Below are 22,556 nucleotides of genomic sequence, written 5' to 3'. Positions count from 1 at the left end.
GGGACACTGGGATGCGCTGCGCAGGCCATGCAGCCACCCGCGAAACGCAGCTGGATTAAGGCATTGCCGCCGCCATCCGGTCCTAGCTCCGCCGAAATCGGAAATCACGTTTGACCCAGGATTTTTGGGAATCCGGGGACGGATTGGGACCCAGAATGGGAGGCCAATGGCGATGACGTCGTTTTCAACACTACAGATGATCGGACGGGCTGCCGCAGCCAGCGCGATCTTGGGAGCCGGACTGGTTTTCGTGCCTCCGGCGTTCGCCGCCGACGATTTTCCGATCGTGGGTGACATCCATATTTCCATGCCGCGAATTCTGGAGGACGAAGACCGTCCGCTGCCGCCGCCCGCTTACGAAAGACCGCCCAGCGAGCGGCCTTCCTATGAGGAGCGGCCTTACGCCCAGCGGCCCTATGCACCACCCCCTTATGCCGCGATCCCCTCGACCCGCTATCAGCGCTCGACATTGGGAGGTCGCCCGATGCTGCCACCTGAGCAGGTCGTGACCGTCCTGCGTTCGAGTGGTTACTCGCCGCTTGGCCGGGTCACCCAGCGCGGCTGGATCTATACCATCGCGGCGATCGACCGGAACGGCGACGACGGCCGCCTGATTATCGATGCCCGCACCGGCCAGATCATGCGGTTTATTCCGGCTCAGGCCGTCGATGAGCGGATGATGGCGGTTTATGGTCCGCCCGGTCCGCCGCCTGCGACCTATGCGGGCTATGAAAACCGGCGCGGAGCCCTGCTCGACCTGCGAAACGTGCCCCGCCCGCCGAACGCCGTCCCGAGGGGTGCGCAGCGCCCCGGATCGAAGGCCGCGAGCCGGACCCCGGCGCCAGCCGGAACGGCGACCACGCCACAAACGGCAGCTCCGGCGCAGCAGGCAACGGCTCCCTCCGCGGAGCCTTCACCGGCCCCGAAGCCGGCCACAGCAGAGAACAAATCTGCGGCAGCAGCGACGGTCGGGGCGGCTGCAGCGGCCGCGCCGCAGGCTTCCACGCCGGCTCCATCGACGCTGAAACTATGGCCGACGCAGGCGATGCCCGACGTTCAGTCGCTGGAGTGACCTTCCGCATCGGTAACGTCGCGTCTCACCATGACGCGGCAAAGAAACGCCCCGGGGCACCGGGGCGTTTGTAGTTTGGGAGGTTCGATAAAGCCGGACGGTTAGGCCGCGGCCTGCTCGGTCACCTGCGGCGCGGGGGCCGACGTGGTGATCGGAATCTGGCGAGGCTTCTTCGCTTCGGGAATCTCGCGGACGAGATCGACGTGGAGCAGGCCGTTCTCGAGCGTGGCGTTCTTCACCTGCACGAAGTCGGCAAGCTGGAACTGGCGCTCGAAGGCGCGCGACGCGATGCCGCGATAAAGCACTTCGCTGGACTGGCTGTTCTCGTTGGCGGCTTTCTCGCCCTTGATCGTCAGGGTGTTTTCCTTGGCGACGATCGAGATTTCATTCTGCGAAAAGCCTGAGACGGCGACCGAAATCCGGAAATTGTTCTCTCCGGTGCGCTCGATGTTGTAGGGCGGATAGCCCGGCGAGCTTTCGCTGGCGGACTGATCGAGCAGCGAGAAGAGGCGGTCAAAGCCGACGGTGGAACGGTAGAAGGGGGTCAGGTCAAACGTACGCATGTTAGTCCTCCAAAGTGAGCGACCAGCGCGTTTTTCAGGCGGGACGGACCATTGCGCTTGCAATGTCCTCAAGACCGTCTCGCTTGCACAACGCGCCACTCTTTTTCAAAGAGCAGACAACCCGCCATTGGGCCGGGTTTTCGTTCTGCGTGCAGCCTTAACTGGCCTGCACGAAACTGATATGGGAGGGGCCTTGCGGGGTTCAAGAGGGTTCCCGCCCCCTCTTTTTGCCCGCAATATCTTTTTCCGAATTTCATGATTCCTTTCGCCTGATCGGCCCCGCATGACGCTTGTTTCCATCCCCGCCAATCCCGTTCCCGACAATGTCGTCAGCGGCACAATCAAGACGCCCGATGGCGCGGAGTTGCGCTTTGCCCGCTGGCAGCCGCCGGCTGGCCGCAAGGGCACCGTCTGCGTCTTCACCGGGCGGGCCGAGAGCATCGAGAAATACTTTGAGACCGTGCGCGAACTGCGCGAGCGCGGCTTCGCGGTGGCGATGATCGACTGGCGCGGGCAGGGACATTCGTCGCGGCAGTTGCGCGATCCCCGCAAGGGCTACGTCCACAGGTTTTCCGATTTCGAGGTCGATGTCGAAACCTTCGTAAAGCAGGTGATGCTGCCGGACTGTCCGCCGCCCTACTATGCGCTTGCCCATTCGATGGGCGGCGCCGTGCTGCTGCGGGTGGCGCATGCCGGCAAGCGCTGGTTCGACCGCATCGTGCTGTCCGCGCCGATGATCGACCTGCCGGGCTATGCGACAAAATTACCGACGCGGATGTTTGTGCGCACGCTCCGCTGGCTCGGCATGGGCGGCCGCTACGTACCCGGCGGCAACGGCGAACTCACCGGCACCAACAGTTTCGTCAACAATCCGCTGACCTCGGACCCGGTACGCTATGCGCGCAACGCCGCGATCTTCGAGGAAGACCCGACGCTCGGCATCGCGTCGCCGACGGTGGCGTGGGCCGACAGCGCGTTCCGGGCGATCGTCGAATTCCGCGAGGCGAGCTATCCCTCGCAGATCAGGCTGCCGATCCTGATGATGGCCGCGAGCAGCGACACCATCGTCTCGACCGCCGCGATCGAGGAATTCGCCTACCACCTGCGCGCCGGATCGCATCTGGTGATCGCCGGCTCCAAGCATGAAATCCTTCAGGAGCAGGATCGCTACCGGCAGCAGTTCTGGGCCGCGTTCGATGCCTTTGTGCCGGGCACGCCGCTGTTCAAGTAGGCAGTTCTAGTTCGCCTTCGGCGCAACGCCTGTTGCCTGCGGCGGAGCCGCGGCCTGTGCTGCACGGCCGACACTGACACTCAAGAGTCCCTGACCCCAGATACGCTTGGCGACACGCCTGGTGTCCCCCAGCGTGACCGCATCGACGAGCGCATTGCGCTTCTCGATATAGTCGATGCCGAGGTCGTCGAGCTGATACTGCAGCAGCGCAGTGGCGAACTTCGACGAGGTGTCGAGCGCCAGCATCTGCGAGCCCTTGAGGAAGGACTTGGCTTCGTCCAGTTCGGTCTGGGTCGGGCCGTCGTTGCCCATGCGCGCGATTTCGGCGGTGATGGTGTCCAGCGTCTCCTTCGCCTTGTCGGCGCGGGTCGCGGTGGAGCCTGCAAACAGCGACGACTTCTTCATCCAGATCAGGGATTCCGACACCGAATAGACCAGCCCGCGCTTCTCGCGGACTTCCTTGTAAAGCCGCGTCGACAGCGTGCCGCCGCCGAGAATGTGGTTGACGATGTAGGCGGCCATGAAATCGGGATCGTTGCGCGCGATGCCGGGTCCGCCGAAATTCACCGAGGTCTGCGGCACGTCCACGATAGCCGATGTATGCAGCGGCGGCTTGGCGGCCTGCACCTCCGGCACCGGAGTCAGGTTGCCCTTGGCGGGCAGGGAGCCGAACGTGTCGTCGAGCAGCTTGCCGAGCGCCTCCGGCGTGATGTCACCGACCACGGCGATCTTGAGGGTATCTCTCGCGATCACGCGCTGGGCGTAATCCTTCAGGTCGGCGGACTGGATCGTGGGGAGACTTTCGAGCGTGCCGTTCGGCTGCCGCGCATAGGGATGGTTGCCGTAGGCCTGTTCCCAGAACTTGCGGCCCGCAATCGACACCGGATTGGTGGTTTCGCGCCGTGCACTGGACAGCATCTGCGCGCGGACACGTTCCAGCGGCTCGCTGTCGAAGCGCGCGGCTGTCAGCGCCAGCTTCAGCAGGCCGAAAGCCTCGTCGCTGTTTTCCTTGAGCATCCGCATCGAGCCGCGCAGATAGTCGCGGGTCACCGAAAAACTCATCTCGATGGCGCGCCGTTCGAGGCGCTCGTGAAATGTCTTCGAATCGAGATCGGCGGCGCCTTCGTCGAGCATGTTGGCGGTGAAAGCGCCGATGCCGGGTTTGTCGGCGGGGTCCTGCGTCGAGCCGCCGGCGAAGGCGTATTCCATCGCGACCAGCGGCACGGTCGCGTCCTGGACGAACCAGGCCTCGATGCCGCCGGGAGACACCACGCGCTGAACCTTCGCGGCGGCGGATGCCGGCGTCATGAGAGCGGCGAACGATGACGTGGCGACGAGAAAGGCTGCGGCGAGACGGGGCAGGTGACGGCGAGTGATGATCACGAACGTTTCTCCTCGCGCTTGGCGGTCGTCGCGCTCGTATCCTTGATGAGATAGCCGGTCACGGACCGCTTTTTCTCGAGCCATGTCCGCGCAGCGTCGCGAACCTGTTCGGCCGTGACGGCGCGAATGCGGTCGGGCCAGGCCCTGATGTCATCGACACTGAGGCCGACCGTGACGGCGGCGCCGTACCAGCGCGCCAGGGTGGTCTGGCTGTCCTGCGCGTAGATCGCCTGAGCGATCATCTGGGTCTTGATGCGCTCGAGTTCTTCGGCCGGCACGGGATCGGCCGCCAGTTTCGCAATGACCTCATCGATGGCCTGCTCGACCTGCGGAAATTCCACACCGGGTTTTGGCGAGGCGGAAATGCCGAACTGGGTCGGATCGACGCCCGTGCCCTGGTACCAAGAGCCTGCGCTGACCGCGAGCGGCTTGTCGACCACCAGCGCGCGATAGAGCAGCGAGTTGCTGCCGGTGCCCATCAACTGCGCCAGCACTTCCAGCGCAGCGCCCTGTGCCGGGGTTGCGGTGACGGACGACGGGACGAGATAGTAACGGCGCAGACTTGGCTGTTCGACACGCGGATCGGCCAGTGTCACGGTGCGCGGCCCGGCGGGCTCCGGCTCCTGCGGCCTGATCCGCTGCGGCGGGATCGCCGGCTGCGGTGGAATCTTGCCATAGGCCGCCTCGATCATGGGGCGGACCTCGTCGGCGCTGACGTCGCCTGCGATGACGAGGGTGGCGTTGTTGGGCGCGTAGAAGCGTTTGTAGAACGCGAGCGCGTCCTCGCGGTTCAGCTTTTCGATCTCCTGATGCCAGCCGATCACCGGGCGGCCATAGGGATGGTTGAGATACAGCGCCGCCATGATCTGTTCGGTCAGCCGTGCATCGGGACTGTTGCCGACGCGCATGTTGTACTCTTCGAGCACCACGTCGCGTTCGGGCAGCACGTTCTCGTCCTTGAGAACGAGGCCGGTCATGCGGTCGGCCTCAAATTCCATCATGGCCGCGAGCTTGTCGCGCGAGACGCGCTGGTAATAGGCGGTGTAGTCGTAAGAGGTGAAGGCGTTTTCGTTGCCGCCGATACGCGCCACCAACTGGGAGAATTCACCGGCCGGATGCGCGCTGGTGCCCTTGAACATCAGATGCTCGAGGAAATGCGCGAGGCCCGATTTGCCGGGCGTCTCGTCGGCGGAGCCGACCTTGTACCAGATCATCTGCGTGACCACCGGCGTGCGGCGATCCGGAATGACGATGACGCTGAGGCCGTTCGAGAGTGTGAAGGTCGACGGCCGTTGCGGCGCGGTCTGCGCCGCCGCGGTGTGAATGGCGGCCGGCGCGAGCAGAAGGCCGAGCGCAGCGAGAGCCCGGACGATATGGTGGCGGGAAATCATCATCATGTTCTACCGGATCGCAGATTTATCGCCCGGAAAACATTCAAATCCGCGAGAGGCGACGCTGCGGGATCTGAAACGATCACACCTCTGAAAAATCAACGGTGGGCGGATCGCGATCACCTGGCCGCGACCATGACGGCGCGGCCAGGAAGTTCAGCCCAAGCTCAGTCCCAGCGCTTTTCGCATTTGCCGGTAGCTGCGTCGCAGGTTTCCTTCGGAGCCTTCAACTGGCCGACGCCATAGGCGAAGTTGGGCGACGGGGTCTGGTAACCGGTCGGCGGCTGGGTGAGTTCGCTGCGCTCGGGCTCAGTGGTGAACTTCTCGGTTTCCGTCTTCGAGCTGCTGCCGAACACATTGGAGAACAGGCCGCCGCTGTAGCCGAGATCCGAGGGCATCATCATCAGCGGCGCATTCGCATTGTTGCCGCCGGGCGCATTGTTGTCCGCCGACTTGCTGCTGCGCGGAGCACGCTTGTTGAGTTCGCTCGGCATCAGCGGCAGGCGCGCTTCTTCCGGGCTGATCGCCTTTTGCTTGGCGGCTTCGCGAGCGGCCTTGCGCTCGGCTTCATCGGGATCCTTCGGCCAGTTCGGGGCCAGCTTCCGCTTTCCGCTCTGGGGCGGAGGCAGAGCATCGACCTTGGAAGGAACCACCAGCGGCGAGCGCTCGCGGTACTCGATGGATCCGTCCTCGAGCTTCCTGCCGCCGAGGCCGCTCATCAGGTTGTCCATCAGCTTTTGTTCGAAGGTCTTGCCGTCATCTTCTTCGTCAGCGTCCTGCGCGCGAACCGGGCCGGCGCCCAGCACCAGACCGACGCCAAGCAGGATGGCGGCGAACCGCAGCGCGCGCGTCGCGCGGCGCGATGAGAGATGCAAACCTGAACCGATGCCGCCCGTCATTGCGTTCATCCTGATCCGTTGTCCAAATCCGTTATCAAACGGCGCGGCCATGTCCTCTTGGGCATGTCGCCGCAGGCCAGATTGCCGAGGGCCAGGTGGCGAGCCAACTGGCCGATAACTCACGCGTATCCCCGGTTATCAGGGCCTTTTTGCGGCGCCGGGGGTTATAAAGGAGTCATACAGGAGGGCGGCAACTCCGGCAACGATGGCCACGTCCGCAAGGTTAAACACGTACCAGTTGTAGGTTTTTCCGCCGATCTGGACGTGAAACAGCGCGAAATCGACCACCGCGCCATAGGCCAGCCGGTCGATGGCGTTGCCGATGGCCCCGCCGATGATGAGCCCGAGGCCGACGACGGCGAGACGGGTGCCGGATTTCGCCATCCAGACCGCCAGCACGATCACCGCCGTGGCCTTGATCGCCAGCAGGATGGCCTGACCCCCCGGACCCGAATCCTGGAACCAGCCGTAGCTGATGCCGGTATTCCAGGCGAGCACCAGATCGAAGAACGGCGTCACGGCGACCGTGCCGCGCGGGCCGAGTTCGAACACGTTCAGCAGCCACAGCTTCGAGGCCTGATCGAGCACCAGGGCTATGGCGGCGGCGATCACACCGGAGCGGAGGAGAGGGTTCACACACCGACTCCCAGCGCCTTCCACTCTCTCAGCGCTTCCGCATCGCGAGGCGAGACATCCGGATATTCGGGATCGCTCCCGACGGTGGGAAGTATCTTCCACGACCGCGCGCACTTGGTGCCAACGGCCTTTTCGACGACGACGGCCACGCCCGGGACATCGCCCAGCGTGAATGCACCCGCAGGAGCATCTTCGTTCGTGACCATGGCGTTCGACGTAATGCAGACTTCCGCGAGATCGACGTCGAACAGCGTTGCGAACACCGCCTTGTCGGACACGTAGACCAATGGCGAGGCTTCCAGCGATGAGCCGATGCGCTTGGCGGCGCGCTCGACTTCCAGTGCGCCGGTGACGACGCGGCGCACCTCGCGGATGGTTTCCCACTTCTTTGCAAGGCTGTCGTCGCGGAAGCGGTCGAGGTCGTCGCGGAACGTGGTCAGATGCACCGACGGTTCGGCGTCCGGACGATACATGGTCCAGGCTTCATCGGCGGTGAAGCTGATGGCAGGCGCGAGCCACTTCAGGATCGCGTCGCACAGGATGTCCACGGTGGTCAGCGCGGCCTTGCGCTTCACCGACGACGGCGGATCGCAGTACAGCATGTCCTTGCGGATATCGAAGTAGAACGCCGACAGTTCGGTGTTCATGAAGTTCGCCAGCGTCGCGATCACCGTCTTGTAGTCGAAGTTCGCGTAGGCCGGGCGAATGATGGCATCGACCTCGGACAGGCGATGCAGCATCAGCCGCTCCAATTCCGGCATCTCGCTGTAGGACACCGTGTCGCTGCGCTTGAAGTGATGCAGCGTGCCGAGCATCCAGCGGATGGTGTTGCGCAGCTTGCGGTAGGTTTCGATGGTGTTCTTGAGGATTTCCGGGCCGATGCGCTGATCGTCGGCATAGTCGGTCGCGCAGACCCACAGCCGCAGGATGTCGGCGCCGGACTGCGAGATCACCTTCTGCGGCTCGGTGGTGTTGCCGAGTGACTTCGACATCTTGCGGCCGTTCTCGTCGAGCGTGAAACCGTGGGTCAGCACCACGTCATACGGCGCGCGGCCGCGGGTGCCGCAGCTTTCCAGCAGCGACGAATGAAACCAGCCGCGATGCTGGTCGCTGCCTTCGAGATACATCACGGTGTCGTTGCCGCCATCGACCTTGCGCTTGATCCCGGCGAGGCCGGGGAAGTGCACCGGATCTTCCAGCACGAAGGCGTGGGTCGAACCGGAGTCGAACCAGACGTCGCAGATGTCGTTGACCTTCTGCCATTCCTCGTTGGCGTGCGAGCCGAGGAAGCGTTCGCGCGCGCCGTCTGCGTACCACGCATCCGCGCCTTCCTTCTCGAACGCGTCCGCGATGCGCTTGTTGACGGCCTCGTCCTGCAGGATCTCGGCGGAGCCGTCGCCCTTCTCGCGCACGAACACGGCGATGGGCACGCCCCAGGCGCGCTGGCGCGAGATCACCCAGTCGGGACGGCCTGCGATCATGCCGGTGATGCGGTTCTGGCCCTGCTCGGGCACCCAGCGCGTGACGCTGATCGCCTGCAGAGCGCGGGCGCGCAGCGTGTCGCCGGGCTTCGCCTTGCCGTGGTCGGAAATATCCTTGTCCATCGCGATGAACCATTGCGGGGTATTGCGATAGATCACCGGCTTCTTCGAGCGCCACGAATGCGGATACTGATGCTTGAGGCGCGAGCGCGCCAGCAGCATGCCGCGTTCGATTAGCGCCTTGATGACAGCCTCGTTGGCGTCGCCCTTCTCGCCCTTCTCGGTCAGAACGCGCCTGCCGGTGAAGCCCGGCGCATGTTCGGTCAGCGCGCCGTCGGCGTCGACGGTGTAGGGGATGACCGAACTGATGCCGCGCGCTTCGAGTTCGCGCGCGTTGGCGGTCCAGACGTCGAAGTCCTCGCGGCCATGGCTCGGCGCGGTATGCACGAAGCCGGTGCCGGTGTCGTCGGTGACATGATCGCCGGCCAGCAGCGGCACGGTGAACTCGTAGCCTCCGGCAAGACCCTTTAACGGATGACTGCACTCGATGGCGTCGAGAATATCGGCGGAGACATCGCCGGCCTTCTCGTACGACGTCACGCGCGCCTGCTTGAACACGTCTTCCGCCAATTTGTCGGCGAGGATCAGGAGATCGCCGGTCTTCGCCCAGTTGTCAGCGGGCGCGTCAGTGATCTTGTACAGGCCATAGGAGATCTTCGGCGAGAAACTGATGGCGCGGTTGCCGGGCAGCGTCCACGGCGTCGTGGTCCAGATCACCACCGAGGCCTTGGCGAGGCGGCCGTGCGCGGCGTTGACCGGAAACTTCACCCACACCGCGTCCGAGGTATAATCCTCGTATTCGATTTCGGCCTCGGCCAGCGCGGTCTTCTCGACCACGCTCCACATCACCGGCTTGGAGCCGCGATACAGCGTGCCGTTGGCGGCGAACTTCATCAGTTCGCGCGCGATCTGCGCTTCGGCCGGAAAGGTCATCGTCATGTACGGATGCGACCAGTCGCCGACCACGCCGAGGCGCTTGAATTCCTCGCGCTGGATGTCGACCCACTTCTGCGCGAACGCCCGGCACTCCTGACGGAATTCGACGATCGGCACCGCGTCCTTGTTCTTGCCCTTGGCGCGGTACTCTTCCTCGATCTTCCACTCGATCGGCAGGCCGTGGCAGTCCCAGCCCGGCACGTAGTTGGAATCGAAGCCGAGCATCTGCTGGCTCTTGGTCACCACGTCCTTGAGGATCTTGTTGAGCGCGTGGCCGATATGGATGTTGCCGTTGGCGTAGGGCGGGCCGTCATGCAGCACGAATTTCGCGCGGTCCTTCGCGGCCTCGCGGAGCTTCCCGTACAGGTCGATCTCGTTCCAGCGCGCCAGAATTTTGGGTTCCTGCTGGGGCAGGCCCGCACGCATCGGAAACTCGGTCTGCGGCAGATAAAGAGTGCTGGAGTAATCGTTGCCGTCGGCTTTGGGGGCAACGGACTTTTGGGGCTTGTCGGACATGATGCTCTGGCTTGGCTCGAATGGCGCTGGCGCGCACGTAATGTGCAGCGATGAAAATCGATCCCGGTCTTGCGCCGAGCGTGTGCTCAGACGGAAGCCGGGCCGCTAATGCCGATTATGGTGCGCTGCGCCAACATGACGCCTAGATAGCAGGCATGGGGGGCATCGGAAAGGCCCGCAAGCTGCTCAATTCGTGACAATTCCGAGCTTCGGAAACGCATCCGGAGCCGCGGCGAGCAGGGCGCGGGCCTTTGCGCTGTCGTCATCCATCTGGCGCACCAGGGCGTCGATCCCGTCGAACTTCAGTTCGTCGCGGATAAAACCGACGAACGCGACGTCGAGCTTCTGGCCGTAAAGGTCGCCCTTGAAGTCGAACAGGAAGATTTCCAGCAGCGGCGCGCCGTTGTCGAAAGTCGGACGGCGGCCGAAGGAGGCGACACCGTCGAAGCGCTTGTCGCCGATCCCGACCCGCACGGCATAGATGCCATGCTTGAGGCCGCAGTTCTTGTCGAGACGGATGTTGGCGGTGGGATAGCCCATATCGCGGCCGCGCTTCTCGCCGTGAATGACCTCGCCCGAAATGAACCACGGCGCGCCGAGCATCGCAGTCGCCTCGGTGACCTGTCCTTCAGCCAGCGCCATGCGGATCGCGCTGGAGGAGACCGGGCGATCCAGAATATCGACGTGAGCCTGGATGTGGACCTCGACACCGAGCTTCGGCATCTCGCTGGCGAGCAGTGACGGCGAGCCCGCGCGGCCCTTGCCGAAATGGAAATCGTAACCGACGGCGATGCCGCTGATTCCGAGCCGGCCGATGAGATCGTGGTTAATGAAATCCTGTGCCATGGTGCCGGCGCGGGCGCCATCGAACGTCATCACTACCGCGCCGTCGAGCCCGGTGCCGGCGAGCAGGCGCAGCTTGGCGGCTTCATCGGTCAGCCTGAACTGCGGTGTGTTGGGGCTGAAAAAACTGCGCGGATGCGGCTCGAACGTCACCGCATATGCGGGCTTGCCGAGCTTGCGCGCCATATCGATGGCCGCAGAAATCACCACCCGATGGCCGAGATGGACGCCATCGAAGTTGCCCATTGCCACCACAGCGCCTTTTACAATTGCGCTGGTTGGAGTGGCGTCGCGAATGACGGAAAAGCTTGTCGTCATGGGTACCGGTAGGAAGACAATGAAGAAATCGGGCCGGACCTGACCCCGGCGTGCCATCGGAGTCAAGCTGCTGAATAAGGCCTTAACGGCGCAACTTAAGATAATCCCGATGTGGTCCGATTAACGGGCTGTTTAAGCCGCCGGTGCTAGGTTCGCCCCGGCTGCGGGTGGCAGAAGCTGCCCGCAAAATGTTGATAACGCACGCCGGTTGCTGCGTTCGAGGGAGAAAAACAGCGATGGCCATGGATTTGTCGATGCCGGTTCTGGTTGTGGACGACTACAACACGATGATCCGCATTATCCGCAATCTGCTCAAGCAACTCGGCTTCGAAAACATCGATGACGCCAGCGATGGCTCAGCTGCGCTCAGCAAGATGCGCGGCAAGAAGTACGGCCTTGTGATCTCCGACTGGAACATGGAGCCGATGACCGGATACGATCTGCTCAAGGAAGTGCGCGGCGATCCGAATCTCGCCACCACGCCTTTCATCATGATCACCGCTGAATCGAAGACGGAAAACGTCATCGCCGCCAAGAAGGCCGGCGTGAACAACTACATCGTCAAGCCGTTCAACGCCGCGACCCTGAAGACCAAGATCGAGGCGGTGTTCCCGGATCACGCGCCGGCGTAAGCCGCGGCACCATCATTCGCAGAATTTCAATGCCCGGTGTTCGCACCGGGCATTTTGCTATCCGCCGGCTCGCCCGTCATCGCCGGATCAGAACGACGCCGCCGATCAGCATTGCGACGCCGATCAGGCGCGGCAGATCGATCGAGCGCTGCGCGAGCCCCAGCCAGCCGAAGTGGTCGAATGTCACCGATGCCAGCATCTGTCCGGTGACGAGGAGGGCGATGAACGTCGCAGCTCCCAGAGTGGGTATCAGCACGATCGCGAGCCCGATGAAGATGGCGCCGAACAGGCCGCCGCTCCAGGCCCACCACGGAATCCGCGCGGCCGTCACAATCTGCGGCACGGGATCGCGCAACACAACGGCGAGAACCACCATGCAGATGAGCCCGACGAAATAGCTCGTAAAACCGGACCACACCGCGGAGCTGAGTGCTGTCCGCAGGTTGGTGTTGAGGACCTGCTGGATCACGATACTCGCGCCGGCTGCGACCGTCAGAAAGATCGGGAAAGCCAGTTTCATCATGCTGCACCTCAGATCACGAACCGCAGGGCATCCGATCTTGCCCGTGCGGTTTCACCACGTCAGGTCGCGCATCAGCGCGAACGGCGGCTTGGCGTCGCCGAACAGCCGCCGCACCGAGAATTCGTCGGCGACAGCAAGCCCTTCGAAGTCCACGGCATGAATGCCGCGGGTCAGGAACAGGCAATCGAGTCCCATTCCATTCGCGCCGTTGAGATCGGTGCGGACGGAATCGCCGATGGCGAGCACGCGATCGAGCGGCGTCGATGCGCCGCGCTTCTCCGCGGCCAGCTCAAGCGCGCGGTCGTAGATCGGCCGGTGCGGCTTGCCGTAGAAGATCACTTTGCCGCCCATGTCGCGGTACAGTTCGGCAATGGCGCCGGCGCAATAGATCAGCCGGTCGCCGCGCTCGACCACGATGTCCGGGTTGGCGCAGACGAAGGTGAGATTGCGCGCACGCGCCTGTTCGAGCACGCCGCGATAATCCTCGGCGGTTTCGGTCTCGTCGTCGAACAGGCCGGTGCAGGTGACGTAGTCGGCGTTCTCGATGGTCGTGAACGTCACGTCGAGCCCGCGAAATACCGGATTGTCGCGCTCCGGCCCGATCTGGAAAACCGCCTGCTGGTGGTGTGACGCCACGAAGCTGCGGGTGAGATCGCCCGACGACACGATGGCGTCATAGGTGTCGTCGGAGATATTCATCCGGCGGAGCTGGCGCTGCACGGAATCCGCCGGGCGCGGCGCGTTGGTGATCATGATCACCGTGCCGCCCTGCTTGCGGAAGGTTTGCAGCGCTTCGCAGGCGGGGACAAAACCGGTGAGGCCGTCATGAATGACGCCCCAGACGTCGCTCAGAATGACGTCGACGCCGGTGGTGAGGTCGCGCAAATGATCGGCGAATCGCAACGCAGCGGCGTCAGGCAGCTTCATGGAAAAAGATCACTTCTCTGCGGAGACTTTGGTTATTTCTGCGCCGATGCCCGGCGTGCCAGCGCGGCGTTGCCGGTTACACGAGGAGCCTCGGCTCTCGCGTCGAACTTGACGTCGGCGTTTTCTTCTTTTCGGACCTGGGCGTCAACCGTGGAAGCCGCAGGTGCGGCATGTTCCGCTGGCGCAGCTGCGCCCTCGGGCCGCAGCGGACGCGGCGGCGCGAACAGGAAGCCCTGGCCGAAGCGGACGTCGTAATCGAGCAGATCGACCACGGCCCGCTCGCCTTCGATCCGCTCGGCCACGAGATCGATCCCGAAGCGTCCGAGCAGATCAGACAGGTCGGCGGCGTGAATGTCGGCGGAGGACAGTTGCTTCTGGTCGAGCAGCATCGCCGCCGGCACCTTGATGAACTTGACGCCGCGGTCGGCGAGTTCACGCGGATCGAGCCGCAGGTCGGTGACGTTGTCGATCGAGAAGCCGTAGCCGAGCCGTTGCAGTGTTGCCAGATGCTCGCTCTCTACCGGACCGAGATGGCGGAACGTGCTCTGCTTGAATTCGAGAACCAGCGACGGCGCGAGAATGCGGTTGGCTTCAAGAAAGTCGAGGCACTGTCCGAACACCGAGGGGTTGCTCAGCGTCGTCCCCGAGACGTTGCAGAACACGCCGACGTCCTTCGAGCGCACCATCAGCCGCCGCAGCACCTGCACGCAGCGAAGCATCACGGTGTGATCGATCTGGCCCATGAGGCCGGCGGCTTCCGCTGTGCCGACGAAATCGTTTGCGGTCAGCAACTGGTCCTTGTCGTCGCGCACACGTGCGACGGCTTCGTAGTACCGCACCTTGCGCTGGGGCAGCGTTACCATCGGCTGGAGAAACAGATCGACGCGGTTCGCCTCGATGGCGTTTCTCACCGCCACGAGAAGCTGGGTATTGTTGAGGTTGGAGGATGCAGGCTGTGCGCCAGCCGTCTTGGCGGGGGCAGGCGTGCTGGCGCTGGTTGCCGGCGCCGCTGGATTTGCCTCGGGCGCCGCAATGTTCGACGGTTCGGCAGCCTGCTGCTCGGCCAGTGTGCTGACGGCGTTTGCGAGAAGATCATCATGGGCGGCGACTGAGGACGCCAGTTGCTTGACGAGCGATCCCAGTTCGCTGATTTCGCTGGCGACGGTCTGAACGCGCTCCTGCCCGCTCGCGTCGATCGCCGACAGGCGGGTCTCGATGGCGCTCATGCGGCGGCCGAACTCTGCAACCTGGCGCGCGAGATCCGCGGTGCCGCGCGACAGATCCGCGATCTGGCCGCCGACATCGGTGCGATCGCGCAGGCGCATCGACACGGCGTTGTAGAGGATCAGAAAGGTCAGCGCGGTCAGCGCGACGATAGCGGACTCGGAGACGCTCAGCCCTGCCAGCGAATACAGCATCAGGCCAAGCGACGCTGCGATCAGCACCATGCAGATGGCGATGAAAATCGTCGAAATGCGGATCATGAAGCCTGCCCAACCCCGAACCGGAGCGAGCTTAGCATCAAGTTTGATTCGGCGCGAAGTTGTTGTTTTCCGATTGAATTAAGGCACGCCTCTCCCCGCTTGCGGGGAGAGGCGGATGAGGTCAGGCGACCGCGCGGATCACCTTGGCGATCTTGTCCATGATCTCGCCGACCTGGCTTTCCGAGATGATCAGGGGCGGGGTCAGGCAGAGGGTATCGCCGGCCACGCGCATCATCAGCTCGTGGTCATGGAACGCCGAGTCCAGCGCCTCGAAGCCGCGCTTGCCGGGGCCGTCCTTGTTGGGCGCGAGATCGATGCCGGCGGTGATGCCGACGGTGCGGATGTCCACCACGTTCGGCTCGTTGCGCAGCGCCATCACGGCGTCGGCCCATTTCGGTTCCATCGCCCGGGCGCGCTCGAACAGGCCCTCCTCGCGATAGATGTCGAGGGTGGCGAGACCGGCCGCGCAGGCCAGCGGATGGGCCGAGTAGGTGTAGCCGTGGAACAGCTCGATGACGTGTTCCGGGCCCTTCATGAAGGAATCATGGATCTCGTCGCGGATCAGGACGCCGCCCATCGGCACGGCGCCGTTGGTAACGCCCTTGGCGAAGGTGATCATGTCCGGCAGCACGCCGTAGCGTTCCGCCGCGAAGGCATAGCCGAGGCGGCCATAGCCGGTGATAACTTCGTCGAAGATCAGCAGGATGCCGTGCTTGTCGCAGATCGCGCGGAGCTTTTGCAGATAACCCTTCGGCGTTGCCAGCACGCCGGTGGAGCCAGCCATCGGCTCGACGATCACGGCGGCGATGGTGCCGGGGCCATGGATGCCGACGATGCGTTCGAGCTCATCGGCGAAATGCGCGCCATATTCCGGCTCGCCCTTGGTGAAGGCCTGCTTTTCGCGGTCATAGGTGGTCGGCAGGTGATCGACGCCGGTCAGCAACGTGCCGAACATCTTGCGGTTGTTGACCATGCCGCCGACGGAAATACCGCCGAAGCCGACGCCGTGATAGCCGCGCTCGCGGCCGATCAGCCGGGTGCGTCCGGCCTCGCCGCGGCCGTTGTGATAGGCCAGCGCCACCTTCAGCGCGGTATCGACCGCTTCCGAACCGGAGTTGCAGAAAAACACATGCTCGAGCCCCTTCGGCGCCAGCGCAGCGATGCGGCTGGCAAGCTCGAAGGCTTTCGGATGGCCGAACTGGAACGGCGGCGCGTAGTCGAGGGTCGCGGCCTGCTTCTGGATTGCGTCAACGATCGGATCGCGGTTATGGCCGGCGTTGCTGCACCACATGCCGGCGGCACCGTCTAGGATGCTGCGGCCGTCGGCGGTGAAGTAGTGCATGTCCTTGGCGCCGGCGAGCATGCGCGGCCTCGCCTTGAACGCCCGGTTGGCCGTGAACGGCATCCAGAAGGCGTCAAGATCGTTTGGCGTCGCGACAGTCGGGCGAGGGTGCTGAATATTCAAAGGTCGTTCCTTCCGGCAAGGAGCAAATTTTTCTTCTTAGGCAGCGAGCCTATCAGTTTCCGGGGTCATTCGGAACGCATCGCGGCGCATAGTCGCCCGTAAGTGAAGGCACGGACTGCAGTCGGATAATACTACTACCATTAGTAGTGTAATGAATTAGCTTGCCCTTAAAGGTTGTATGCGCGAATGCCTGTCATGAAACAGGCTCGCACACTGCTCCAGAAATTTCGCGCCGCGCAGGACGGCGCCATCGCCGTCGAATTTGCGATGATCGCGCCGATCTTCCTGATGATGGTGTTCGGCATCATCATGTACGGCTCGTATCTCGCAGTGGTCCACGGCGTGCAGCAACTGGCTGCGGAAGCCGCACGATCCTCGGTCGCTGGACTGAGTGAAAGTGAGCGCAGCACGCTCGCCAACAACTACGTCACCGGCAACGTCAATACCTACCCTCTGATCGATCCGGCAAAGCTTACCGTCAACGCCGCGACGTCAGGCTCCGATGCCAACGTCTTCGTCGTCTCCGTCAATTACGACGCCTCCGGCATGTTCATCTATTCGCTCCCGGCATTCGTGCCGATGCCGTCGCCTTCCATCGTGCGCTCCGCGGCGATTCCGCGCGGAGGATATTGAACAAGAAAAGTTCAGGGAGGTTGTGATGCGCAATTTGCTCCGGCGTTTCGCCGCCGACGACCGCGGCAACATCGCGATCATGGGTGCGGCAAGCCTGCTGCTCGTGATCGCCTGTGCGGCGCTCGGCGTCGATGTCGGCGCCATCTTCGCCGACAAGCGGCGGACCCAGAGCGCCACCGACCTCGCGGCGCTTGTCGCCGCGAGCGACCTTTCCAATGCGTCCCGCGCTGCTGCGGCGACAGTCGCCAAGAACAACTATCCACCGGAGTCGCTCGTGGCTGTCGAACCCGGTGTTTACACGGCGAATGCGTCCCTGACGCCGCAGCAGCGCTTCGTGGCGGCCGCCACACCCGCCAACGCGGTGCGCGTCACCATGCAGACCATGACACCGCTGTATTTCGGCAAGGTGCTGACCGGCGACAGCCAGTGGAATCTCAAGGCGACCGCGATCGCCAGCACCACGCGGCTCGCGAGCTTCGCGATCGGCTCGCGGCTGGTGTCGCTCAACGGCGGGCTGCTGAATTCGCTGCTGGGCGGCATGCTCGGGACCACGCTGTCGCTGTCGGCGATGGACTACAATGCGCTGCTGGGCGCGAAGATCGACGCATTCGATTTTCTCGGGGCACTGGCGACGCGGGTCAACCTGACCGGTGTGAGCTATGACACGCTGCTGAACAGCAACCTGAAGGTGACCGACATCGTGGCGGCGCTGCAAACCGCCGCGGCCGGCAACAGCGGCGCGATCGCAGCGCTCTCCAGCCTGTCGTCGGCGATCTCAAGCCTCACCACCCGCATCACGCCGAAGTCGCTGATCAGCGTCGGACCGTATTCCGATCTCACCGTCGGGCAGAAGCCGAAGGTTGGCGCGAGCGTGTCGGCGCTGGATCTGCTTTCGGCCATGGCGGCGCTGGCCAAGGGCACCAACCAGATCGCGGCGAATGTGAACCTGTCGCTGCCGGGCATCGCGGGTGTCACATTGCAGGCCACCGTCGGCGAGCGGCCGGTGGGAACAAGCTGGATCACCGTGGGGTCGCTGGGCGCGAGCGTGCACACGGCGCAGACGCGCGTGCTGCTGAAGATCCAGCTTGTCGGTTCGGGCGCGGTGTCGGTGGTCAACCTTCCGGTCTATGTCGAGATCGCGGCGGGCACCGCGACGCTCAACGCCATTTCGTGCGGGTATCCCAACGTCAGCACCTCGACGGTGACGCTCGGCGTCTCGCCCGGCATCGTCGATGCATGGATCGGCGATGTGACCTCCGCGATGATGATGAATTTCTCCACCGCGCCGAATCCGCCCGCGGTCAACATCGTAAACTTGGGCGCGATCCAGGTGACGGGCCGGGCGCATGCGACCATGGCGAATACGGCGCCGACCAGCGTGACATTCAGCTACGCCGACATTCAGGCGCAGACCAAGAAGACCGTGAACACGATGTCGTTCACCTCGTCGCTGACGTCGAGCCTTCTGGGCGATCTGCAACTCGGCGTGCAGCTCGGACCGCTCGGCCTGCCGATCCCCGGCATCGGCGCGCTGGTTGCCGGCATCATCGGCGGCGCGACCGGCTCGATCGATACGCTGCTCAATTCGGTGTTGCAGGCATTGGGCGTGGGTCTCGGCCAGGCCGACGTCTGGGTTACCGGCGTGCGCTGCGACGGCGCGGTGCTGGTGAATTAGCTGATCCCCCTCTCCCCGTTCTTACGGGGAGGACAACACAATGAAATGTCATGGCCGGGCTTGACCCGGCCATCCATCTTTCTTGAGTGATGGATACGCGGGTCAAGCCCGCGTATGACGGCCTCGTAGACTTGCCGCTTGATGCTTCGGCTGATAGTCCACAACACGCAAATAATGCCAGTTGTGCTGCATAGGCCGCTTCGTTCCATGTCCGACAAAAAACCCAAAAAGCCCCAGAAACTGCGCGCGCGCCTGCCGCGCGGCCTTGTGGATCGCACGCCCGCCGAGATCGCTGCCACGCGGCAGATGGTGGAGACGATCCGCGAGGTCTATGAGCGCTACGGTTTCGAGCCGGTGGAAACACCGGCGATGGAATACACCGACGCGCTCGGCAAGTTCCTGCCCGATCAGGACCGGCCCAACGAGGGCGTGTTCTCGTTTCAGGACGATGATGAGCAGTGGATCTCGCTGCGCTACGACCTGACCGCGCCGCTGGCGCGCTATGTCGCGGAAAATTTCGACACGCTGCCCAAGCCCTATCGCTCCTATCGCAACGGCTATGTCTACCGCAACGAGAAGCCCGGACCCGGCCGCTTCCGCCAGTTCATGCAGTTCGATGCTGACACGGTCGGCAGCGCATCGCCTGCCGCCGACGCCGAGATGTGTATGATGGCGGCGGACACGATGGAGGCGCTCGGCATTCCGGCTAATCAGTTCGTTGTTCGAATAAACAATCGAAAGTTGCTCGACGGGATTCTCTCGAACGTAGGCCTCGGCGACGATGAGGCAGGTCGTAAGCTGACCGTACTGAGAGCGATGGACAAGTTCGACAAGTTTGGGATTGAAGGCGTCCGTCTTCTGCTAGGGGCAGGCCGGAAAGACGAAAGTGGAGATTTCACGAAAGGTGCAGGTCTCGATGAGGCAGCAATCGAGCTAGTTCTTTCAATATTCAACGTTAGTGCCGTGTTTACGAGTCCGGCGACCGTAGGTGATAAGACGGCTCGCCCTTTCGACACGCTTACTTTTCCATCTGGTGATGGTAGCGAATGGCACCGCAAGGTAACGTTTGAAAGCGTTTTCGAGACGTTGGACCTTGTGCGCAAAAGATTGGGGGCGACAGTTCCAATTTTTGAAGATGGCGTTCAAGAGCTTCGTCAGATTGCAAGCCTATTGGTTGCTTCTGGATATGACGACGGGCGTGTACAGATCGATCCCTCCGTCGTTCGCGGCCTCGAATATTACACCGGCCCGGTCTACGAGGTTGAACTGCTGCTCGATACCAAAGACGAGAAGGGGCGTCCGGTGCGCTTCGGCTCGGTCGGCGGCGGCGGGCGCTATGACGGACTCGTCTCGCGCTTTCGCGGCGAGCCGGTGCCGGCGACCGGGTTCTCCATCGGTGTGTCGCGCTTGCAGGCCGCGCTGACGCTGCTCGGCAAGATCGATACGACTCCCGAGTTCGGTCCGGTTGTCGTGGTGGTGATGGACCGCAACGAGATTGCGCAGTATCAAAAGTTCGTCGCCACGTTGCGCAATGCGGGAATTCGCGCCGAACTCTATCTCGGCAATCCGAAGAACAATCTCGGCGTGCAGTTCAAATATGCCGACCGGCGCAACTCGCCTTGTGTCGTCATTCAGGGCGGCGACGAGAAGGCGAAGGGCGAGGTTCAGATCAAGGATCTGATTATCGGCGCTGAGCTCGCCGGAGACACCGGCAATCGCGACGATTATTTGCAGAAGCAGACGCAAGCGCAGATCGCCTGCAAGGAAAGCGAGCTTGTCGAAAAAGTGCGCGAAGTTCTCGCGCGCCACAATGTGCCTTGGGCCAACGAATAAAAAACAATAACGGTCGCGCATGCAGTTCGACACCAAGGTTGCCCTCGTCATCCGCTCCGATCTGGAAACCTGGCAGAAGCTGAATGTTGCGGCGTTCCTCGCCAGCGGCATCGCGGCGGCGTTTCCCGAATGTGTCGGCGAGCCATACGGGGACAAGTCCGGCACGCGCTATCATGCGCTGATCGGTCAGCCGATCCTGATCTATGGCGCGGACCGGCCGGCGATGTCGCGTGCGCTCGAACGGGCGCTGGCGCGCGATGTGAAACCCGCCGTCTATACCGAGGACATGTTCAAGACCACGCATGACGAAGCCAACCGCGCCGCGGTGCAGGCGGTCATCCGCGCCGACCTCAATCTGGTCGGGCTGGCGTTCCGCGCCGAGCGCAAGGTGGTTGACAAGATCGTCGATGGATTGAAGTTTCACGCCTGACAATTTCTGTCGCAAAGAAAAAGGGAAACGAACATGCCAGAGGTAACCGTGAACATGGCCGCGGGCCGAACCGATGAACAGAAGAAGGGCATGATGCTCGACATCACCCAGGCTCTGGTGAAGAACCTCGGCGTGGATGCGGAGGCCGTGACGGTGCAGATCAACGAAGCGCCGTTGACCCACAAGATGAAGGGCGGCAAGACCTTCCTCGAGCGCAAGGCGGCAGCGAAGTAGCCCGAACATGAACGTGCTTGAAAAAGTCGCCGTCGGCATTACCGGCGAAACGGTCGTCACCGTGACGCATGACATGACGGTGCAGCATTTCCTCGCGACCATGCCGCCGGTCTATGCGACCCCGGTCATGATCCTGCACATGGAGGAGGCCTGCACCGCCTCCATCGCCGGCCTGCTGCCGGAAGGCTATGTCAGCGTCGGCATGGAGGTGAACGTCCGGCATCTGGCGGCGACGCCGGTCGGACGCACCGTGCGCGTGTCGTCGCGTGTCCGGCAGATCGATCCGAAGAGCGTCCTGTTCGACGTGGAAGCGTGGGACGGTTCCCGCAAGATCGGCGACGGCACCCATCGGCGCGGTGTGATCAATGTCGCGGCTTTCGAAAAGCGGTTCGGCGTCAACTGATCCGGCGCATGCGGCTCTCCGAATCTTGAGCATTTCTGATTGTTCTGAAGCCTTGAACGGGGCTAGGTTTCCGGCGGTTCGCCCCAACGGAGACGTCCGATGAGACTCGTATTGATTGCCGCCGCGGCTGTGATGCTGCTCGCCGGGCAGGCCCATGCGCAGGGCAGGAGCCGCCCCGATACGAGCGGCGGAACTCAGGCCAAGGGCGAGGATCCGCAGAAGCGGATGGCGCGCGAAGAAGCCGCCGCCAAGGCCGCGATGAAGAACGTTCCGGATTCGAAAGAGAAGTACGATCCCTGGAAGATCGGGAAGTAACGAAATCCACACACCCTCGGTCGTCATCCCCGCGAAAACGGGGATCCATAACCACCGAGCCATCCGATGAGACGCAGACGGCAGCGTCTCTTATAAAATTTGACGACAGGGAGTATGGGTCTCCGCTTTCGCGGGGACGACGTGCTTAGAGAAGGCCTGACGCAATCACTGCTTCGGCCGCATCGCCTTCATGTCCCTGATGTTCATCTTCATGCCGCCGGGCATCAGGATATCGCCGGGCTTCTGATCCGCCTTGCAGGCGCCGATCCATTTCGCTTCGAGGACGTTGGTGGTCTCGGCCGGCATGCCCGCCGGACCGCCGCTGTTCTTCGATGTGGTCGTCACCGTGTAGGCCGAGTTGAAGTCGCCGTTGAACTCGGTGTGCGAGACGGACGTCATGTTGCCGATCTTGCAGGTCGAATCGACGACCAGGCCGGTCGCGGTTTTCGCCATCTCGTGCCTGGAGCACATCTCCTTGGCCACCGGGCCGAAGGTCGCCGCCATCTCTTTCTCGGTGGTGGCGTCGGTGCATTGCTGCATGGTCTGGGCGGCCGGCCTTGTCCAGCTTCAGTTCCCAGAGCCCTGGCTTGCGGCTCGGCATTTCAACGGGGTCGGCCAGCGCCGGAAGAGCGGTGAGTCCGCCGCTCACAATCGCCAGTGCCATGACACGAAA

The 22,556-nt window shown here is 63.2% G+C and carries 22 protein-coding genes; 10 read left to right on the top strand and 12 right to left on the bottom strand.

Translation table 11 applies throughout. The features are described 5' to 3' along the window. Positions 1-172 precede the first annotated feature (172 nt). On the top strand, positions 173-1,072 hold the full coding sequence (locus tag HMPREF9695_RS16685; protein ID WP_006022052.1) for a hypothetical protein: 900 nt from the start codon (positions 173-175) through the stop codon (positions 1,070-1,072). A 101-nt stretch (positions 1,073-1,173) separates the two neighbouring features. Here HMPREF9695_RS16685 and HMPREF9695_RS16680 read toward each other — a convergent pair whose 3' ends face one another. Further along, on the bottom strand, positions 1,174-1,635 hold the full coding sequence (locus HMPREF9695_RS16680; protein WP_006022051.1) for an Hsp20 family protein: 462 nt from the start codon (positions 1,633-1,635) through the stop codon (positions 1,174-1,176). Between the two features lie 283 nt (positions 1,636-1,918). On the opposite strand from HMPREF9695_RS16680, the gene HMPREF9695_RS16675 reads away from it, so the two are divergent. Next, the gene (locus tag HMPREF9695_RS16675) at positions 1,919-2,866 is read left to right on the top strand and encodes an alpha/beta fold hydrolase (protein WP_006022050.1); all 948 of its coding nucleotides are present in this window, start codon (positions 1,919-1,921) and stop codon (positions 2,864-2,866) included. A gap of 6 nt (positions 2,867-2,872) precedes the next feature. Here HMPREF9695_RS16675 and HMPREF9695_RS16670 read toward each other — a convergent pair whose 3' ends face one another. From HMPREF9695_RS16670 to HMPREF9695_RS16645, 6 genes are all read right to left on the bottom strand, one after another. After that, entirely contained in the window at positions 2,873-4,249 is a 1,377-nt protein-coding gene (locus tag HMPREF9695_RS16670) for a M16 family metallopeptidase (protein WP_006022049.1), read from the bottom strand. Continuing rightward, on the bottom strand, positions 4,246-5,646 hold the full coding sequence (locus HMPREF9695_RS16665; protein ID WP_006022048.1) for a M16 family metallopeptidase: 1,401 nt from the start codon (positions 5,644-5,646) through the stop codon (positions 4,246-4,248). The genes HMPREF9695_RS16670 and HMPREF9695_RS16665 overlap by 4 nt, the downstream gene beginning before the upstream one ends. A gap of 161 nt (positions 5,647-5,807) precedes the next feature. Then, entirely contained in the window at positions 5,808-6,539 is a 732-nt protein-coding gene (locus HMPREF9695_RS16660; protein ID WP_006022047.1) for a hypothetical protein, read from the bottom strand. Positions 6,540-6,677: 138 nt separating this feature from the next. After that, positions 6,678-7,175 (bottom strand): signal peptidase II, encoded by a 498-nt coding sequence (gene lspA, locus HMPREF9695_RS16655; protein ID WP_006022046.1) that lies wholly within the window; start codon positions 7,173-7,175, stop codon positions 6,678-6,680. Then, complete coding sequence (ileS, locus tag HMPREF9695_RS16650; RefSeq protein ID WP_006022045.1) at positions 7,172-10,168, bottom strand: isoleucine--tRNA ligase; 2,997 nt, start codon at positions 10,166-10,168, stop codon at positions 7,172-7,174. The genes lspA and ileS overlap by 4 nt, the downstream gene beginning before the upstream one ends. Positions 10,169-10,354: 186 nt before the next feature. Then, a complete protein-coding gene (locus HMPREF9695_RS16645) occupies positions 10,355-11,329 on the bottom strand; it encodes a bifunctional riboflavin kinase/FAD synthetase (RefSeq protein ID WP_041712577.1) in 975 nt (324 codons plus the stop codon). 236 nt (positions 11,330-11,565) lie between these two features. Between HMPREF9695_RS16645 and HMPREF9695_RS16640 the strand changes: the two genes are divergently transcribed. After that, on the top strand, positions 11,566-11,961 hold the full coding sequence (locus tag HMPREF9695_RS16640) for a response regulator (RefSeq protein WP_006022043.1): 396 nt from the start codon (positions 11,566-11,568) through the stop codon (positions 11,959-11,961). A 76-nt stretch (positions 11,962-12,037) separates the two neighbouring features. Here the strand turns inward: HMPREF9695_RS16640 and HMPREF9695_RS16635 are convergent, their stop codons facing one another. From HMPREF9695_RS16635 to aptA, 4 genes are all read right to left on the bottom strand, one after another. Beyond that, positions 12,038-12,484, bottom strand: coding sequence for a DMT family transporter (locus HMPREF9695_RS16635; RefSeq protein WP_006022042.1), 447 nt, complete (start codon positions 12,482-12,484; stop codon positions 12,038-12,040). A 51-nt stretch (positions 12,485-12,535) separates the two neighbouring features. Beyond that, positions 12,536-13,411 carry a TIGR01459 family HAD-type hydrolase gene (locus HMPREF9695_RS16630; protein ID WP_006022041.1) on the bottom strand — a complete coding sequence of 292 codons (876 nt, stop codon included), beginning with the start codon at positions 13,409-13,411 and terminating at the stop codon, positions 12,536-12,538. 32 nt (positions 13,412-13,443) lie between these two features. After that, on the bottom strand, positions 13,444-14,895 hold the full coding sequence (locus tag HMPREF9695_RS16625) for an EAL domain-containing protein (protein ID WP_006022040.1): 1,452 nt from the start codon (positions 14,893-14,895) through the stop codon (positions 13,444-13,446). A 121-nt stretch (positions 14,896-15,016) separates the two neighbouring features. Continuing rightward, positions 15,017-16,360, bottom strand: a complete 1,344-nt coding sequence (aptA, locus tag HMPREF9695_RS16620) for an omega-aminotransferase AptA (RefSeq protein ID WP_024919966.1) — start codon at positions 16,358-16,360, stop codon at positions 15,017-15,019. Between the two features lie 195 nt (positions 16,361-16,555). Here aptA and HMPREF9695_RS16615 point away from each other — a divergent pair, with 195 nt between their 5' ends. The 7 genes from HMPREF9695_RS16615 to HMPREF9695_RS16585 all read left to right on the top strand — a co-directional run bounded on the left by HMPREF9695_RS16615 (position 16,556) and on the right by HMPREF9695_RS16585 (position 21,883). Next, positions 16,556-16,993 carry a TadE/TadG family type IV pilus assembly protein gene (locus HMPREF9695_RS16615; protein WP_041712847.1) on the top strand — a complete coding sequence of 146 codons (438 nt, stop codon included), beginning with the start codon at positions 16,556-16,558 and terminating at the stop codon, positions 16,991-16,993. Between the two features lie 25 nt (positions 16,994-17,018). Further along, positions 17,019-18,668, top strand: coding sequence for a TadG family pilus assembly protein (locus HMPREF9695_RS16610; protein WP_006022037.1), 1,650 nt, complete (start codon positions 17,019-17,021; stop codon positions 18,666-18,668). A gap of 207 nt (positions 18,669-18,875) precedes the next feature. Continuing rightward, on the top strand, positions 18,876-20,501 hold the full coding sequence (locus HMPREF9695_RS16605; protein WP_006022036.1) for a histidine--tRNA ligase: 1,626 nt from the start codon (positions 18,876-18,878) through the stop codon (positions 20,499-20,501). A gap of 19 nt (positions 20,502-20,520) precedes the next feature. Beyond that, entirely contained in the window at positions 20,521-20,931 is a 411-nt protein-coding gene (locus HMPREF9695_RS16600) for a DUF2000 family protein (protein WP_006022035.1), read from the top strand. A gap of 6 nt (positions 20,932-20,937) precedes the next feature. Next, on the top strand, positions 20,938-21,165 hold the full coding sequence (locus tag HMPREF9695_RS16595) for a tautomerase family protein (RefSeq protein ID WP_275451135.1): 228 nt from the start codon (positions 20,938-20,940) through the stop codon (positions 21,163-21,165). 7 nt (positions 21,166-21,172) lie between these two features. After that, on the top strand, positions 21,173-21,568 hold the full coding sequence (locus HMPREF9695_RS16590) for a thioesterase family protein (RefSeq protein WP_006022033.1): 396 nt from the start codon (positions 21,173-21,175) through the stop codon (positions 21,566-21,568). Between the two features lie 99 nt (positions 21,569-21,667). After that, the gene (locus tag HMPREF9695_RS16585) at positions 21,668-21,883 is read left to right on the top strand and encodes a hypothetical protein (RefSeq protein ID WP_006022032.1); all 216 of its coding nucleotides are present in this window, start codon (positions 21,668-21,670) and stop codon (positions 21,881-21,883) included. Between the two features lie 165 nt (positions 21,884-22,048). On the opposite strand, the gene HMPREF9695_RS16580 is transcribed toward HMPREF9695_RS16585, so the two are convergent. Continuing rightward, entirely contained in the window at positions 22,049-22,423 is a 375-nt protein-coding gene (locus tag HMPREF9695_RS16580) for a DUF3617 domain-containing protein (RefSeq protein WP_006022031.1), read from the bottom strand. Positions 22,424-22,556: the final 133 nt, after the last annotated feature.

The sequence above is a fragment of the Afipia broomeae ATCC 49717 genome (assembly GCF_000314675.2).
Classification (GTDB): Bacteria; Pseudomonadota; Alphaproteobacteria; order Rhizobiales; family Xanthobacteraceae; genus Afipia; species Afipia broomeae.
The sequence above is the reverse complement of the archived record's forward strand: the minus strand, read 5'-3'. Positions and strand labels throughout refer to the sequence as shown.